This is a genomic window from Micromonospora ferruginea (genome assembly GCF_013694245.2).
Lineage (GTDB): Bacteria > Actinomycetota > Actinomycetes > Mycobacteriales > Micromonosporaceae > Micromonospora > Micromonospora robiginosa.
The window spans coordinates 3,185,821-3,199,230 of sequence record NZ_CP059322.2 but is presented as its reverse complement, the minus strand read 5'-3'; the positions used below and the strand labels follow the sequence as shown (position 1 = coordinate 3,199,230).

Here is a 13,410-nt window from a genome sequence, read left to right as displayed (position 1 = left end):
GGCCGCCGGGCTCGGCAAACCCGCCGGGCACCCCTTCGACAGTACGATCTTGCGCATGGCCCTGCTGCATCGCGCGGAACTGCGCCCCTCGAAGTTGGAACTGCTCGCGCCCTGGCTGCCCGGCCGGCCCTGGTTCGCCGGTGCGGCCGGCGCGCCGGTCAGCCGGGTGGCGGCCTACCGGTTCGACGACCCGGCCGGTGCGGTCGGCATGGAGACGCTGCTGGTGCGGGCCGGGGACGGTCCGGTGCTCCAGGTGCCGTTGACCTACCGGGGCGCCCCACTGGCCGGCGCGGACCGTTTCCTGGTCGGCGTGGTGGAGCACTCCGTGCTCGGCCGCCGCTGGGTGTACGACGCCGCCGGCGACCCGGTCTACCCGCCGGCGCTGGCCGCCGCGGTGCTGGCCGACGCCGGCCAGGCGCAGGAGTTCTTCGAGGTCGACGGCGAGCGGCAGGTGCGCGAGCCGAGCATGACGGTGTCCGGCAGCCGCACCGACCGGGCGCTGCCGGCCGGCCCGGCCGACGAGGTGGTCGACGGCGACCCGACGGTGATCCGGGCCGGGGGCGTCGAGTTGGCGCTGGTCCGTCGCCCCGTCCCGGCGTCGGCCGCCGGCCCGGCACCGACCGGCGTCCCGGCGTCGGCCGGGCTCACGATCGCCGGCCGGCTCGTCGGCGCCTGGCCCGGACAGGACGCCGAAGTCCTCCTGGCCTTCGTGCGCTGAGCCGCCGCCGGCCACCTGCCGGCGGCCGGCGGCGAGGACCATCCGGTTCGAGCGACATGACCAGGAGTCATAGTTATGACTCTGCGGTATATCGCACTCACCTCGACCATTCGCCAGGCGCGTCACGCGCAGTAACGGTCATGGCGGACATGGAGTGACGAACCGCCCCAGCCGGGCCGCGAAGGTGACAGGATTCGGCGATGGCAGTCAGCACGCGTCCGCTGGGTCGCAGCGGCATCGAGGTGAGTGCCCTCGGTATGGGGTGCTGGGCGATCGGCGGCCCGTGGGCCGAGGGCGCCCGCCCGCTGGGCTGGGGCGCGGTCGACGACGACGAGTCGGTGCGGGCGGTCCGCCGCGCCCTCGACCTCGGGGTCACGCTCTTCGACACCGCCGACACCTACGGGGCCGGGCACGGCGAGCGGGTGCTGGGGCGGGCTCTCGCCGGCCGGCGGGACGAGGCGGTGATCGCCACCAAGTGGGGTTACACGTTCGACGAGCGCAGCCGGCAGGCCACCGGGGAGAACGCGTCGCCGCAGTATCTGCGCCGGGCAGTGGTGGACTCGCTGCGCCGGCTGGACACCGACCGGATCGACCTCTACCAACTGCACCTGGGAGACCTGCCGCTGCCCCGCGCCGAGGCACTGGTCGGCACGCTCGACGACCTGGTCGCCGACGGCCTGGTCCGGGCCTACGGGTGGAGCACCGACCGGGCCGACCGGGCCGCCGCGTTCGCCCAGGTGGCCCGGGGTGCGACCGCCGTGCAGCACGCGCTCTCGGTGCTCCGGGACGCCCCGGCCGTGCTGGCCGCCTGCGAGAAGCACGACCTGGCCAGCCTGGCCCGGGGGCCGTTGGGGATGGGGCTGCTCACCGGCAAGTACACGCCGGAGTCGACGCTGCCCCGTGACGACGTCCGCGGTCTCGGGCCGACCTGGCTGGAGTGGTTCCGCGGCGGCCGGCCGGCGCCGGAGTGGCTGCGCCGTGTGGCCGCGGTCCGCGGCGCGCTCACCGCGGACGGGCGCACCCTGGCCCAGGGCGCGCTCGGCTGGATCTGGGCGCGCAGCGACCGCGCGGTGCCGATCCCCGGCGCCCGCACGGTCGCCCAGGTCGAGGAGAACGCCGCCGCGCTGGCCCGGGGCCCGCTGGAGGCGGACCACTTCGCCGAGGTGGAGCGGCAGCTCGCGGCCGTCCGGTCGGCGGCCCGCCGGGACGCCGACCGCCCGCACTGGCCGATGCCCCCGATCCCCGCCGTCCGCCCCTGAGCGGTCCGGACCCGATCCCCGCCGTCCGCCCCTGAGTGGTCAGGCGCGGTCAGGAGTGGTTGCCGGCCTCCTTGCGGGCCTGGTCGGCCAGGTGGCTCGGCATCGGGTCGTGACGGGCGAACTCGCGGCGGAACGTGCCGGTGCCGGCGGTCATCGCGCGCAGCTCGACCGCGTACCGCAGCAGTTCGGTGGCGGGCACCTCGGCGCGGACCAGGGTGCGGCCCTCGGCGTCCGGGTCGGGCTCGGTGCCGAGGACCCGGCCGCGCCGGCCGGACAGGTCACCCATCACCGCGCCGACCGACGAGTCGGCCACCCGCACGGTGATCTCGTCGACCGGTTCGAGCAGCGTCGGCTGGCCCTTCTCGGCCGCGTCGCGCAGCGCCAGCGCGCCCGCGGTCTGGAACGCGGCATCGGACGAGTCGACGCTGTGCGCCTTGCCGTCGACGAGCGTCACCCGCAGGTCCACCACCGGGTGGCCGGCGACCAGGCCGCGTTCCATCTGCGCCCGGACGCCCTTCTCCACCGACGGGATGTAGTTGTGCGGCACCGCGCCGCCGACCACCCGGTCGACGAACTCGAAGCCGGCGCCCCGGGGCAGCGGCTCCACCTCGATGTCGCAGACCGCGTACTGGCCGTGGCCGCCGGACTGCTTGACGTGCCGGCCGTGCCCCCGGGCGGCGACGGTGAACGTCTCGCGCAGCGACACCCGGACCGGCTCGGTGTCCAGCTCGACGCCGCCGCCGCGCAACCGGTCGAGCACCACGTCGGCGTGCGCCTCGCCCATGCACCAGAGCACCAGTTGGTGGGTCTCCGGGTTGCGCTCCAGCCGCAGCGTCGGGTCGCCGGCGACCAGCCGGGACAGGTTGCGGGCCAGCGCGTCCTCGTCGGCCCGGCTACGTGCCACGATCGCCACCGGCAGCAGCGGCTCCGGCATCTCCCAGGGCGCGACCAGCAGCGGCTCGTCCTTGGCCGAGACCGTGTCGCCGGTCTCCGCGCTGCCCGACTTGGTGATCGCACAGAGGTCGCCGGCGACACACGCCGACACCTCACGCAGCGTCGCGCCCAGCGGGGTGTAGACGTGCCCGACCCGCTCGTCGGCGTCGTGGTCGGGGTGGCCGCGCTCGGACAGGCCGTGCCCGGACACGTGGATCACCTGGTCGGGGCGGAGCGTGCCGGAGAAGACCCGGACCAGCGAGACCCGCCCGACGTGCCGGTCCACGGTCGTCTTGACCACCTCGGCGACCAGCGGGCCGTCCGGGTCGCAGGTCAGCGGCGGGCGGGGCGAGCCGTCCAGGCCGGTGACCGCCGGCAGGTCGTGCTCCAGCGGCGACGGGAACGCCGAGACCAGGCCGTCGAGCAGCGCGTCGAGGCCGACGCCGGTCTCCGCGCAGACCGGGACGACCGGGTAGAAGTGGCCGCGCGCGACCGCCGTCTCCAGGTCGGTGATGAGCACCTCGGGGTCGATCTCCTCACCGCCCAGGTAGCGGTCCATCAGGGTCTCGTCCTCGCTCTCCGCGATGATCCCCTCGATCAGCTCGTCGCGACTCTCCTGGATCGCTGGCAGGTGCTGCGGGTCCGGCTCGCGCACGGTCGGCGGCAGCCCGGCGGAGTAGTCCAGGACCCGGCGGGTGATCAGGCCCATCAGGCCGGCGACCGACTCGCCGTCGTCGCCCAGCATGGGCAGGTAGAGCGGGAGCACGTTGTCGCCGAAGACGCGCTGGCACAGCGCCACCGCCTCGTCGAAGTCGGCGCGGGGGTGGTCCAGCCGGGAGACCGCCACCGCGCGCGGCATGTCGACCGCGGCGCACTCCTCCCAGAGCGCGGCGGTGGCGGCGTCCATCCCGTCGACCGCGGAGACCACGAACAGCGCCGCGTCGGCGGCGCGCAGCCCGGCGCGCAGCTCGCCGACGAAGTCGCCGTAGCCCGGCGTGTCCAGCAGGTTGACCTTGACGTCGCGGTGGACCAGCGGGGCGCAGGCCAGGCTCACCGAGCGCTGCTGGCGCACGGCCGCCGGATCGTGGTCGCAGACCGTGGTGCCCTCGGCGACCGACCCGGCCCGGCCGATCGTGCCGCTGGCCGCGAGCAACGCCTCGACCAGGGTGGTCTTGCCGGCGCCGGAGTGCCCGACGAGCACCACGTTGCGAACCCTGCCGGGCTCGGTCACCACCGGCGCCGAGCCGGTGACACCCTTCTCGTTCTTCTGCGCCATCGCGGCGCACCTCCCTCAACCGGTGGTGGTGGCGACCGCCGCGGGCGACGGGGAAGCGGACCCCGACGGGCGCCGCGGCGATATCTTCCGGTGGACTGCTGCGGGACGGGCACGCCGACCGGTGCTCCGGTGAAGTGGCTCACCTCCCACGCTCGATCTCACACCCGCGCCGGTGCCCGCACAAGGCCCGCCGGGCGGGTCGTACGCCCGGCTGTGTCCCCGGCCGCCGCCGGCCGTTATCGTGGGACCGCCATGGCGAAGATCTTCCAAGTGACGGCCCGCGCGGGCATGACCCGCGTCGTGGAGCCGATCGCGCGCGGACTGCTCCGCGCGGGTGTGTCCCCCAACGCGGTCACCGTGACCGGCACGGTCGGCGTGCTCGTCGGCGCGCTCGGCTTCGGCGCGCGCGGCCATCTGGTCGCCGGTGCGCTGATCGTCACCCTCTTCGCCCTCACCGACCTGCTCGACGGCACGATGGCGCGGATGAGCGGCGGCTCCACCCGGTTCGGGGCGTTCCTCGACTCGAGCATGGACCGGGTCGCCGACAGCGCGGTGTTCGGCGCGGTCGCCTTCTGGCTGGCCACCGAGCACCAATACTCCGGCGTGGCCGCCGCGCTGCTCTGCCTGGCCGCCGGCGGGCTGGTCTCCTACGTCAAGGCCCGCGCCGAGGGGCTCGGCATGACGTGCAACGTCGGCATCGCCGAGCGCACCGAGCGGCTGCTCATCGTCGGGGTCGGTGGCCTGCTCACCGGCCTCGGCCTGGACCAGGCGCTGGAGGTCGCGCTCTGGCTGCTCGCCGCCGTCTCGATCTTCACCGTCGGGCAGCGGATGGCGCACGTGTACCGGCAGGCCCAGCGGGTCGGCGTCGAGTGAACCTGACCGAGGCGGGCTACGTCGCGGGCTGGCGCCTGATCCGGGCGCTGCCCCGGCCCGTCGCGGCCGCGGCCTTCCGCGCGGGCGCCGACCGCGCCCACCGCCGCGACGGCGGGGGTACGCGTCGACTGCGCTCCAACCTGCGCCGGGTGGTCGGCCCGGAGCTGCCCGAGGCGGAGCTGGACGCGCTGGTGCGCGCCGGCCTGCGCTCGTACGCCCGCTACTGGATGGAGGCGTTCCGGCTGCCGGGCCTGAGCCGGCCGGAGATCCTCGCCGGGTTCCGCCTCGACGGCGCGGAGCTGCTCGCCGCCGACGTGGCGGCCGGGCGCGGCGCGGTGGTGGCGCTGCCGCACGCCGGCAACTGGGACGCCGCCGGCGCCTGGGTGGCGGCCACCGGCTGGCCGATGACCACGGTGATGGAACGGCTGAAGCCGGAGGGCGTCTACGAGCGGTTCGTCGCGTTCCGGGCCGGCCTGGGGATGGAGATCCTGCCCACCCACGGCGGCCCCCGCCCCCCGTTCGACGTGCTGGTGGACCGGCTGCGGACCGGCTCGGTGGTGCCCCTGCTCGCCGACCGGGACCTCTCCGCCCGGGGCGTGGAGGTGGACTTCTTCGGCGGTCGCACCCGGATGCCGGCCGGTCCGGCGCTGCTGGCGTTGCGCACCGGCGCGCCGCTCTACGTGGCCTCGATGTGGTACGAGCCGGACGCCGCCTGCGCCTCGATCGACGGCCCGCTGCCGCTGCCGGCGGAGGACAGCGCCCCGCTGGACGCCCGGGTGAAGGTGGTGACCCAGCGGATTGCCGACGGTCTGGCGGCGGGCATCGCCCGGCATCCGCAAGACTGGCACATGTTGCAGCGGATGTGGCTGGACCAGGGTCCGGGCGGGGCGCCGACGTCGGCGCAGCCGCCGGCCGCCACCGGGACGGTCTAGGGGGACGCCATGCGGATCGGCATCGTGTGCCCGTACTCCTTCGACGTCCCGGGCGGGGTGCAGAACCACGTGATGGACCTGGCCGAGGCGCTGCTCGGCCTCGGGCACGAGGTGAGCGTGCTGGCCCCGGCGGACGAGGACTCGGCGCTGCCGCCGTACGTGGTGTCGGCGGGGCGGGCCGTGCCGCTGCCGTACAACGGGTCGGTGGCCCGGATCGCGTTCGGCCCGGTGTCCACCGCCCGGGTCCGTCGGTGGATCAACCGGGGCGACTTCGACGTGCTGCACGTGCACGAGCCGCTCACCCCGAGCCTGTCGATGCTGGCGGTGCTCTGCGCCCGCGGCCCGGTGGTGGCCACCTTCCATACCGCGATGACCCGCTCCCGGGTGCTCTCCGCGGCGCAGGGCGTGCTCCAGATCCTGCTGGAGCGGATCACCGCCCGGATCGCGGTCAGCGCGCTGGCCCGCAAGGTGCAGGTCGAGCACATGGACGGCGGCGCGGTGGAGATCCCGAACGGGGTGGCGGTGGCGAAGTTCGCCGGGGTGGAGCCGCTGCCCGGCTGGCCGGGGGAGTGCGCGGCCGGCAGCGGCGGCACGCTGGGCTTCCTGGGCCGGTTCACCGAGCCGCGCAAGGGCTTCCCGATCCTGCGCGACGCGTTCGTCGCGCTCGCCCCGCGCCGCCCCGGGCTGCGCCTGCTGGTCGCCGGTCCGGGCGACGCCGACGAGCTGTACGGGCGGTTCCCGGCCGACCTGCGCGACCGGGTCACGTTCCTCGGCCTGGTCTCCGAGCCGGACAAGGCGCGCATGCTGCGCAGCGCGCACCTCTACGTCGCACCGAACACCGGCGGGGAGTCGTTCGGGATGATCCTCACCGAGGCGCTCGCCGCCGGGACCACCGTGGTCGCCAGCGACCTGGACGCGTTCCGCCGGGTGCTCGACGGCGGGCGGGCCGGGCGGCTCTTCCCGACCGGGGACCCGGTCGCGCTGGCCGCCGTGCTGTCCGAGCTGCTCGACGACGACGGCCAGCGAGCCGGGCTGACCGCCTCCGGCGACCAGGTGGTGGCGAATTTCGACTGGCCCGTGGTTGCCCGCCGCGTTCTGGAGGTATACGCAGCCGCGATCGAGGCCACCGACGGCCGGGTCATGGACCAGGAGTGGGCGGGGCTGGGCTGACCGCGGTGGCCGGTGGGGCCGCTGTGACGAGCGCGTCGACCGGTGCCCGCGCCGGCCGGGCGGGATGAGGAGCGGCACTACGATGCGGGGCATGTGGTGGGTGGTGGGTGCGGCCCTGGTGCTCGGGCTGGTCTCGGCGTACCTGATCTGGACCGCCGGCCGGGTGCAGCGGCTGCAGGTCCGCGCGGACTCGGCGGCCCGCGCGCTCGACGCCCACCTGCTGCGCCGCGCGGCCGCCGCCGCGGTGCTGGCCGAGCAGCGGTACGGCGTGGAGCTGTACGCCGCCGCCCGGATCGCCCTGGACGCGGTCCCGGAGGAGCGTGAGGCCGCCGAGAACGACCTGACCCGGCAGTTGCGGGCGGTGCGGCTGGCTCCGGACGATCCGGCCTGCGGCGCGGTGATCGCGGCCAGCCGGCGGCTGGCGCTGGCCCGGCAGGTGCACACCGACCTGGTCCGGGACGCCCGGTCGGCGCGGGGGCGTCCGCTGGTGCGGCTGTTCCGGATGGGGCGGGGCCGGGACTGGCCCCGCTACTTCGACATCGACGACCCGACGCTGGCCCCGCGCGCGGACGTGACCACCGGCTGAGCGCCACCGGTGGCCGTGACGGCGGCCACAGGGCAGGCCACCGTGGGTGCGATTGGCTGTCGGAGCGGCGTCGCGGCGGCTTTAGCATTTCCGCGCAGCCCACCGTGACAGCACGCCGAGGAGCGATGACCCGTGTCTGAATCCAGCGCCCCGACCACCGATCCCGCCGTCGGCACCGCCCGCGTCAAGCGTGGCATGGCCGAGATGCTCAAGGGCGGCGTGATCATGGACGTGGTCACCCCCGAGCAGGCCAAGATCGCCGAGGACGCCGGCGCCGTCGCCGTGATGGCGCTGGAGCGGGTGCCGGCCGACATCCGCGCCCAGGGCGGCGTGTCCCGGATGAGCGACCCGGACATGATCGACGGCATCATCGCCGCCGTCTCGATCCCGGTGATGGCCAAGGCCCGCATCGGCCACTTCGTCGAGGCGCAGGTCCTCCAGTCGCTCGGCGTCGACTACGTCGACGAGTCCGAGGTGCTGACCCCGGCCGACTACGCCAACCACATCGACAAGTGGGCGTTCACCGTCCCGTTCGTGTGCGGCGCGACCAACCTGGGTGAGGCGCTGCGCCGGATCACCGAGGGCGCGGCCATGATCCGCTCGAAGGGTGAGGCGGGCACCGGGGACGTCTCCAACGCCACCACCCACATGCGGAAGATCCGGCAGGAGATCCGCCGGCTGGCGAACCTGCCGGCCGACGAGCTGTTCGTCGCGGCGAAGGAGCTGCAGGCCCCGTACGAGCTGGTGAAGGAGGTCGCCGAGCGCGGCAAGCTGCCGGTCGTGCTGTTCACCGCCGGCGGCATCGCCACCCCGGCCGACGCGGCCATGATGATGCAGCTCGGCGCCGAGGGCGTCTTCGTCGGCTCGGGCATCTTCAAGTCCGGCAACCCGGCGCAGCGGGCCGCCGCGATCGTCAAGGCGACCACGTTCCACGACGACCCGGACGTGCTGGCCAAGGTGTCCCGTGGCCTGGGCGAGGCGATGGTCGGCATCAACGTCGACGACATCCCCCAGCCGCACCGCCTGGCCGAGCGCGGCTGGTGAGAAGGAGGGGCCCCTTCTTAACGTTTTCGGTATAGGCGGGGCCCCCGCCTAACACCTCTGGGAGGAGCGGCGTGACCGTACCCGTGATCGGCGTGCTCGCGCTTCAGGGCGACGTACGCGAACACGTCGCGGCGCTGACCGGCGCGGGCGCCGACGCCCGCCCGGTGCGCCGCCCCGGCGAGCTGGACGCGGTCGACGGCCTGGTGGTGCCCGGCGGCGAGTCGACCACGATCAGCAAGCTGGTGGACATCTTCGAGATGCGCGAGCCGATCGACAAGCGGATCGCCGGCGGCATGCCGGTCTACGGCTCCTGCGCCGGCATGATCATGCTGGCCGCGGAGGTCCTGGACGGCCGCCCCGACCAGCGCGGCTTCGCCGGCATCGGCATGACGGTCCGGCGCAACGCGTTCGGCCGGCAGGTGGACTCGTTCGAGGCCCCGGTGTCGATCGCCGGCGTCGACGGTGAGCCGTTCCACGCGGTGTTCATCCGCGCGCCGTGGGTGGAGCGGGTCGGCCCGGACGTCGAGGTGCTGGGCCGGGTCACGGACGGCCCGGCCGAAGGGCGGATCGTCGCGGTCCGCCAGGGCAACCTGCTGGCCACCTCGTTCCACCCGGAGCTGACCGGTGACCTGCGCCTGCACCGCCTCTTCGTGGACGTGGTCCGGGCCGCCGCCTGACCGGTCGGCGGCGCGTACCGTGCCGGTCGTCGTGACGGGAGTGACGCGCGGTGACGTCCGCTCGGTAGGATTGCCGGGTTCGGCTCCGGCGTGGGCTGTCGACGCAGGCGTGGATCACTAACGGAGGTACTCAGATGTCCGGCCACTCAAAGTGGGCGACCACCAAGCACAAGAAGGCCGTGATCGACGCCAAGCGCGGCAAGATGTTCGCCAAGCTGATCAAGAACGTCGAGGTGGCGGCCCGCACCGGCGGCGGCGACCCGGCCGGCAACCCCACCCTCTTCGACGCCATCCAGAAGGCGAAGAAGAACTCGGTCCCGAACGACAACATCGACCGCGCGGTCAAGCGCGGCTCCGGCCTGGAGGCCGGCGGCGCCGACTGGCAGACGATCATGTACGAGGGCTACGGCCCCAGCGGCGTGGCGATGCTGATCGAGTGCCTGACCGACAACCGCAACCGCGCCGCCACCGAGGTCCGCACGGCGCTGACCCGCAACGGCGGCTCGCTCGCCGACGCCGGCTCGGTGTCGTACATGTTCTCCCGCAAGGGCGTGGTGATCGTGCCGAAGGCCGGCACCAGCGAGGACGACGTGATGATGGCCGTCCTCGACGCCGGCGCGGAGGAGGTCAACGACCTCGACGAGGCGTTCGAGGTGATCTCCGAGCCGGGCGATCTGATCGCGGTGCGCACCGCGTTGCAGGACGCCGGCATCGAATACGAGTCGGCCGAGTCGTCGCTCGTGCCCAGCGTGAACGTGCCGCTGGACGAGGAGGGCGCCCGCAAGATCTTCAAGCTGATCGACGTCCTGGAGGACTGCGACGACGTGCAGAACGTCTACGCCAACTTCGACGTCTCCGACGAGGTGATGGCCGCGGTCGGCTGACCGCGTACGCCGGGCCGAACGCCGGACACCCCTGATCCGGGTGCCCGGCGTTCGTCGTCTGCGCTCCGCGGAAAACGCGTGGGGGCGACCCGCGGTCGCGCGTACCCTGCCGGGGTGCTCGTACCCGATCTGCCGCTGCGCACCGACCGCCTGGTGCTGCGGGCCTTCACCGCCGACGACCTCGCCGTGGTCCGGGACTACCGGGGCCGCCCGGAGGTCACCCGCTTCCTCTACCACCAGCCCTACGACGACGAGGCCGCCCGGGCGGCGATCGACCGGCTGGTCCGGCGCACCGCGCTGCGCGTGGAGGGCGACGTGCTCAACCTGGCCGTGACGTTGGCCGGCACCGGCGATTTCGTCGGTGACGTGCTGCTGACCTGGACCAGCCGGGAGCACCGGCAGGGTGAGATCGGCTACGTGGCCCACCCCGACCACACCGGCCGCGGCTACGTCACCGAGGCGGCCCGGGAGCTGCTGCGCCTGGGCTTCGAGGGGCTGGGCCTGCACCGGATCGTGGGTCGGCTGGATGCCCGCAACGCGGCCTCGGCCCGGGTGCTGGAGCGGCTGGGCATGCGGCGTGAGGCGCACCTGCGGGAGAACGAGTTCGTCAAGGGCGAGTGGACCGACGAGGCCGTGTACGCCGTGCTGGCGCGGGAGTGGCGGGCGGCGGCCTGAGCGCCGCCGCCCGGGGGTTCAGCGGGAGGCGAACTGCCGGCGGACGCGGGCGCGCAGGGTGGGGGAGACGACGAAGGGCAGGACGGCCAGGAGCAGCGCGGCCAGGCCGGCGAGCAGCAGAACCCACCGCCGGGAGCCGTCGGCGCTGGCCGGGGCGCCCCAGGCGTTACGGCCGTCCGGGAAGGTCAGGGTGCCGGTGGCCTCCCGGTGGATCCGGCCGCTCTCCAGGCGCAGCCGCACCCGCCAGGGCCCGTTCGGGAGCTGCCGGTCCAGGGGCACCTGCACCTGCGCGCTGCCCCCGATCGGCACGGTGGTGCCGAGCTGGGCGGGGAACGGCCCGGCGGTGAGGCCGCCCGGCCCGTCCGACAGCCAGAGCTTCCCGGTCATGTCCAGGGCCCGCTCACCGGTGTTGTGGACGGTGGCGCGCACCACCGGGTCGCCGGTGTCGGTGCGACCGGGGACCAGGTCGCCGATGCCGAAGTCGGAGGGCGGGTCGCCGCCCGGCCCGACGTCCAGGTAGATCCGGATGCCCACCCGGTTGACCTGTTCGACCTCGGTTCCCTGGCGGTCCTTCTGCCGGGAGGCGACCGCCGCCCAGATGGCGCCGTAGCGCTCACCGCGCGAGGCGTCGGGCGGGACGGCGACCGTGGCGCGCAGCTCGGTGGTGCTGTCCGGCGGGGCGACGAACGTCCGGCGGTTCACGGTCACCCATTCGGGCAGCTCGTTGGCCTGCGGGTCGTCGCTGGGGACGAACTCGTTCCCGGTGATCTGGGCGGGCCCGACGGAGAGCGTGATCCGTTGTGGACCGCTCGAGGTGTTGGTCACCGCGAACCGGCGGGTCATCCGCGCGCCCGGGTTCAGGTGGTCGATGAGATAGATGCTGGCGCGCGGGTCGTCCCGGCGACCCCGGGTGGCCTCGAGGAGTTGGACGCCGATGCGCCCGTCGGCCCGGGCACCGTGGGGCGGGCGTCCGCCGCCGGTGTCCCCGTGGCCGTCGGCCGAGGCGGGGGCACCGGCGGCGGCCGTGCCCAGCAGGACGGTGAGTGCCGCGAGCGCGCGACCGTACGGCGGGATGGTGCTGCCATGCGCTCAGGTGACGGTGTGCGTGATGGTGCCGGTGTAGGTGCCGGCGACGGCGTTCAACGGGATCTGCACGCTGAGTGACGGCGTCCACGTCGCGTTGTTGACGCCGATGCCCGAGGCGTGGGTGAACGCGGTCTGCGAGGAGCCCAGCGCGTCGCCGACCGGTGGCGGCGGCGCGGTGCAGGGTCCGAGCTGGCCGGGGGTGAAGGTGCCGACGCCGCCGGTGGTCGTCGCGGGGCCCGAGCAGTAGTAGACGTCGGAGCTGGGGATGAGTGGACCGGTGCCGCTGTGGGTGAAGTCGGTGCTCGCCACCGTGACCACCCAGTTGGCGGGGTTGCTGGCGCGCAGGTCCGTCACGGTGACGTCGCCCAGCGATCCGTACGCCCACCAGGTCGTCGGCGTGCCGGAGGGCGTCTGGGTGGTCAGCGTGGCGTTGTCCGGCACGGTGATGTTCAGGGCGCCCGCGGTGATGGTGAACGTGACGTCGGTCGGGCAGGCCACGGTGTTCAGGCAGTCGGCGGCGTAGGCCGGTGCGGCGTTGAGCAGGCCGGCGGCCAAAGCGGCCGCGCCGATCGTGGCGGCTGCGGTCAGGTGGCGTTTCATGCAGGTAGTACCTCCCGTCGGTTGGAACCCTCGTTCCGAGCAGGAGATTAAGTGCCGTTTTGGGGGCTTTGATTGCCTATGCGTTTTTTGTACAGCTCAGACGACCGAGTGGACGACCGTGCCCCGGTAGGGTCCCGCCACCGCGGCCGGGGGAGTACCGATGATCAGCGACGGGTTCCAGGCCACGCTGCTGAGGAAGAGCAGGTTCAGGTCGGCCCGGAACGCCACCCGTGAGACGTCGAGGCTGACCGCGTCCGCGGCGGTGAGCTGCCCCGGGTGCACCGCGAGCGTACCGACGGCCAGCGTCGCCGGGCCGGACCAGTAACGCACGTGGTCGGCGCCGATCGTCCTGGTCGGATCCCCGGCGCCGGTGGTGAAGGAGGTCGCGGTGACCGAGGTGGTCCAGCTCCCGCCGAGCAGGCGGTCGTCGTCGACCTGCACCGTGCCGAGGTGCCCGGTGAGCGTCCCGCCCGGGGCGGTCGCGCCGAAGGAGACCGGACCGGTCGGCACCGAGATGGAGAGCCCGGCCTGGAAGGGCACGTCGGGCGGCGCGGCCCGGGCCGCCGGGGCGATGGCGGCGACCGCGGTCAGCAGGACCGCGGTGAGTGGGACGGCGCGAAGTGGACGGTGGACGGGCGGCATGGGCATCGGCATCACCGGGAGCTGGCGGACGAATTCCGGCATACCGTAACCGACC

Annotated in this window: 14 protein-coding genes; 10 read left to right on the top strand and 4 right to left on the bottom strand. The window is 74.2% G+C overall.

The window, feature by feature from the left end; translation table 11 throughout:
• Positions 1-55 precede the first annotated feature (55 nt).
• Both H1D33_RS13620 and H1D33_RS13615 read left to right on the top strand, forming a co-directional pair.
• Positions 56-718 carry a CG0192-related protein gene (locus tag H1D33_RS13620; protein ID WP_181567718.1) on the top strand — a complete coding sequence of 221 codons (663 nt, stop codon included), beginning with the start codon at positions 56-58 and terminating at the stop codon, positions 716-718.
• 200 nt (positions 719-918) lie between these two features.
• A complete protein-coding gene (locus H1D33_RS13615; RefSeq protein ID WP_181567719.1) occupies positions 919-1,977 on the top strand; it encodes an aldo/keto reductase in 1,059 nt (352 codons plus the stop codon).
• A gap of 49 nt (positions 1,978-2,026) precedes the next feature.
• Here H1D33_RS13615 and H1D33_RS13610 read toward each other — a convergent pair whose 3' ends face one another.
• Positions 2,027-4,186 carry an elongation factor G-like protein EF-G2 gene (locus H1D33_RS13610; protein WP_181567720.1) on the bottom strand — a complete coding sequence of 720 codons (2,160 nt, stop codon included), beginning with the start codon at positions 4,184-4,186 and terminating at the stop codon, positions 2,027-2,029.
• A 252-nt stretch (positions 4,187-4,438) separates the two neighbouring features.
• Here H1D33_RS13610 and pgsA point away from each other — a divergent pair, with 252 nt between their 5' ends.
• The 8 genes from pgsA (at position 4,439) to H1D33_RS13570 (ending at position 11,027) form a co-directional block, all read left to right on the top strand.
• The gene (pgsA, locus tag H1D33_RS13605; RefSeq protein ID WP_181567721.1) at positions 4,439-5,059 is read left to right on the top strand and encodes a phosphatidylinositol phosphate synthase; all 621 of its coding nucleotides are present in this window, start codon (positions 4,439-4,441) and stop codon (positions 5,057-5,059) included.
• On the top strand, positions 5,056-5,991 hold the full coding sequence (locus H1D33_RS13600; RefSeq protein WP_181567722.1) for a phosphatidylinositol mannoside acyltransferase: 936 nt from the start codon (positions 5,056-5,058) through the stop codon (positions 5,989-5,991). The genes pgsA and H1D33_RS13600 overlap by 4 nt, the downstream gene beginning before the upstream one ends.
• A 9-nt stretch (positions 5,992-6,000) precedes the next feature.
• Entirely contained in the window at positions 6,001-7,161 is a 1,161-nt protein-coding gene (locus tag H1D33_RS13595) for a glycosyltransferase family 4 protein (RefSeq protein ID WP_181567723.1), read from the top strand.
• Positions 7,162-7,243: 82 nt separating this feature from the next.
• Positions 7,244-7,747, top strand: a complete 504-nt coding sequence (locus tag H1D33_RS13590) for a hypothetical protein (protein WP_181567724.1) — start codon at positions 7,244-7,246, stop codon at positions 7,745-7,747.
• A 132-nt stretch (positions 7,748-7,879) separates the two neighbouring features.
• Positions 7,880-8,791, top strand: coding sequence for a pyridoxal 5'-phosphate synthase lyase subunit PdxS (gene pdxS, locus H1D33_RS13585; protein ID WP_181567725.1), 912 nt, complete (start codon positions 7,880-7,882; stop codon positions 8,789-8,791).
• A 71-nt stretch (positions 8,792-8,862) separates the two neighbouring features.
• Complete coding sequence (pdxT, locus tag H1D33_RS13580) at positions 8,863-9,468, top strand: pyridoxal 5'-phosphate synthase glutaminase subunit PdxT (RefSeq protein ID WP_181567726.1); 606 nt, start codon at positions 8,863-8,865, stop codon at positions 9,466-9,468.
• Between the two features lie 134 nt (positions 9,469-9,602).
• Positions 9,603-10,352 carry a YebC/PmpR family DNA-binding transcriptional regulator gene (locus H1D33_RS13575; protein ID WP_091067368.1) on the top strand — a complete coding sequence of 250 codons (750 nt, stop codon included), beginning with the start codon at positions 9,603-9,605 and terminating at the stop codon, positions 10,350-10,352.
• Between the two features lie 114 nt (positions 10,353-10,466).
• Positions 10,467-11,027, top strand: a complete 561-nt coding sequence (locus H1D33_RS13570) for a GNAT family N-acetyltransferase (RefSeq protein ID WP_181567727.1) — start codon at positions 10,467-10,469, stop codon at positions 11,025-11,027.
• Between the two features lie 18 nt (positions 11,028-11,045).
• Here the strand turns inward: H1D33_RS13570 and H1D33_RS13565 are convergent, their stop codons facing one another.
• The 3 genes from H1D33_RS13565 to H1D33_RS13555 all read right to left on the bottom strand — a co-directional run bounded on the left by H1D33_RS13565 (position 11,046) and on the right by H1D33_RS13555 (position 13,361).
• The gene (locus tag H1D33_RS13565) at positions 11,046-11,870 is read right to left on the bottom strand and encodes a hypothetical protein (RefSeq protein ID WP_181567728.1); all 825 of its coding nucleotides are present in this window, start codon (positions 11,868-11,870) and stop codon (positions 11,046-11,048) included.
• A 246-nt stretch (positions 11,871-12,116) separates the two neighbouring features.
• Entirely contained in the window at positions 12,117-12,713 is a 597-nt protein-coding gene (locus H1D33_RS13560; RefSeq protein WP_181567729.1) for a hypothetical protein, read from the bottom strand.
• Between the two features lie 96 nt (positions 12,714-12,809).
• A complete protein-coding gene (locus H1D33_RS13555) occupies positions 12,810-13,361 on the bottom strand; it encodes a hypothetical protein (protein ID WP_181567730.1) in 552 nt (183 codons plus the stop codon).
• Positions 13,362-13,410 lie beyond the last annotated feature (49 nt).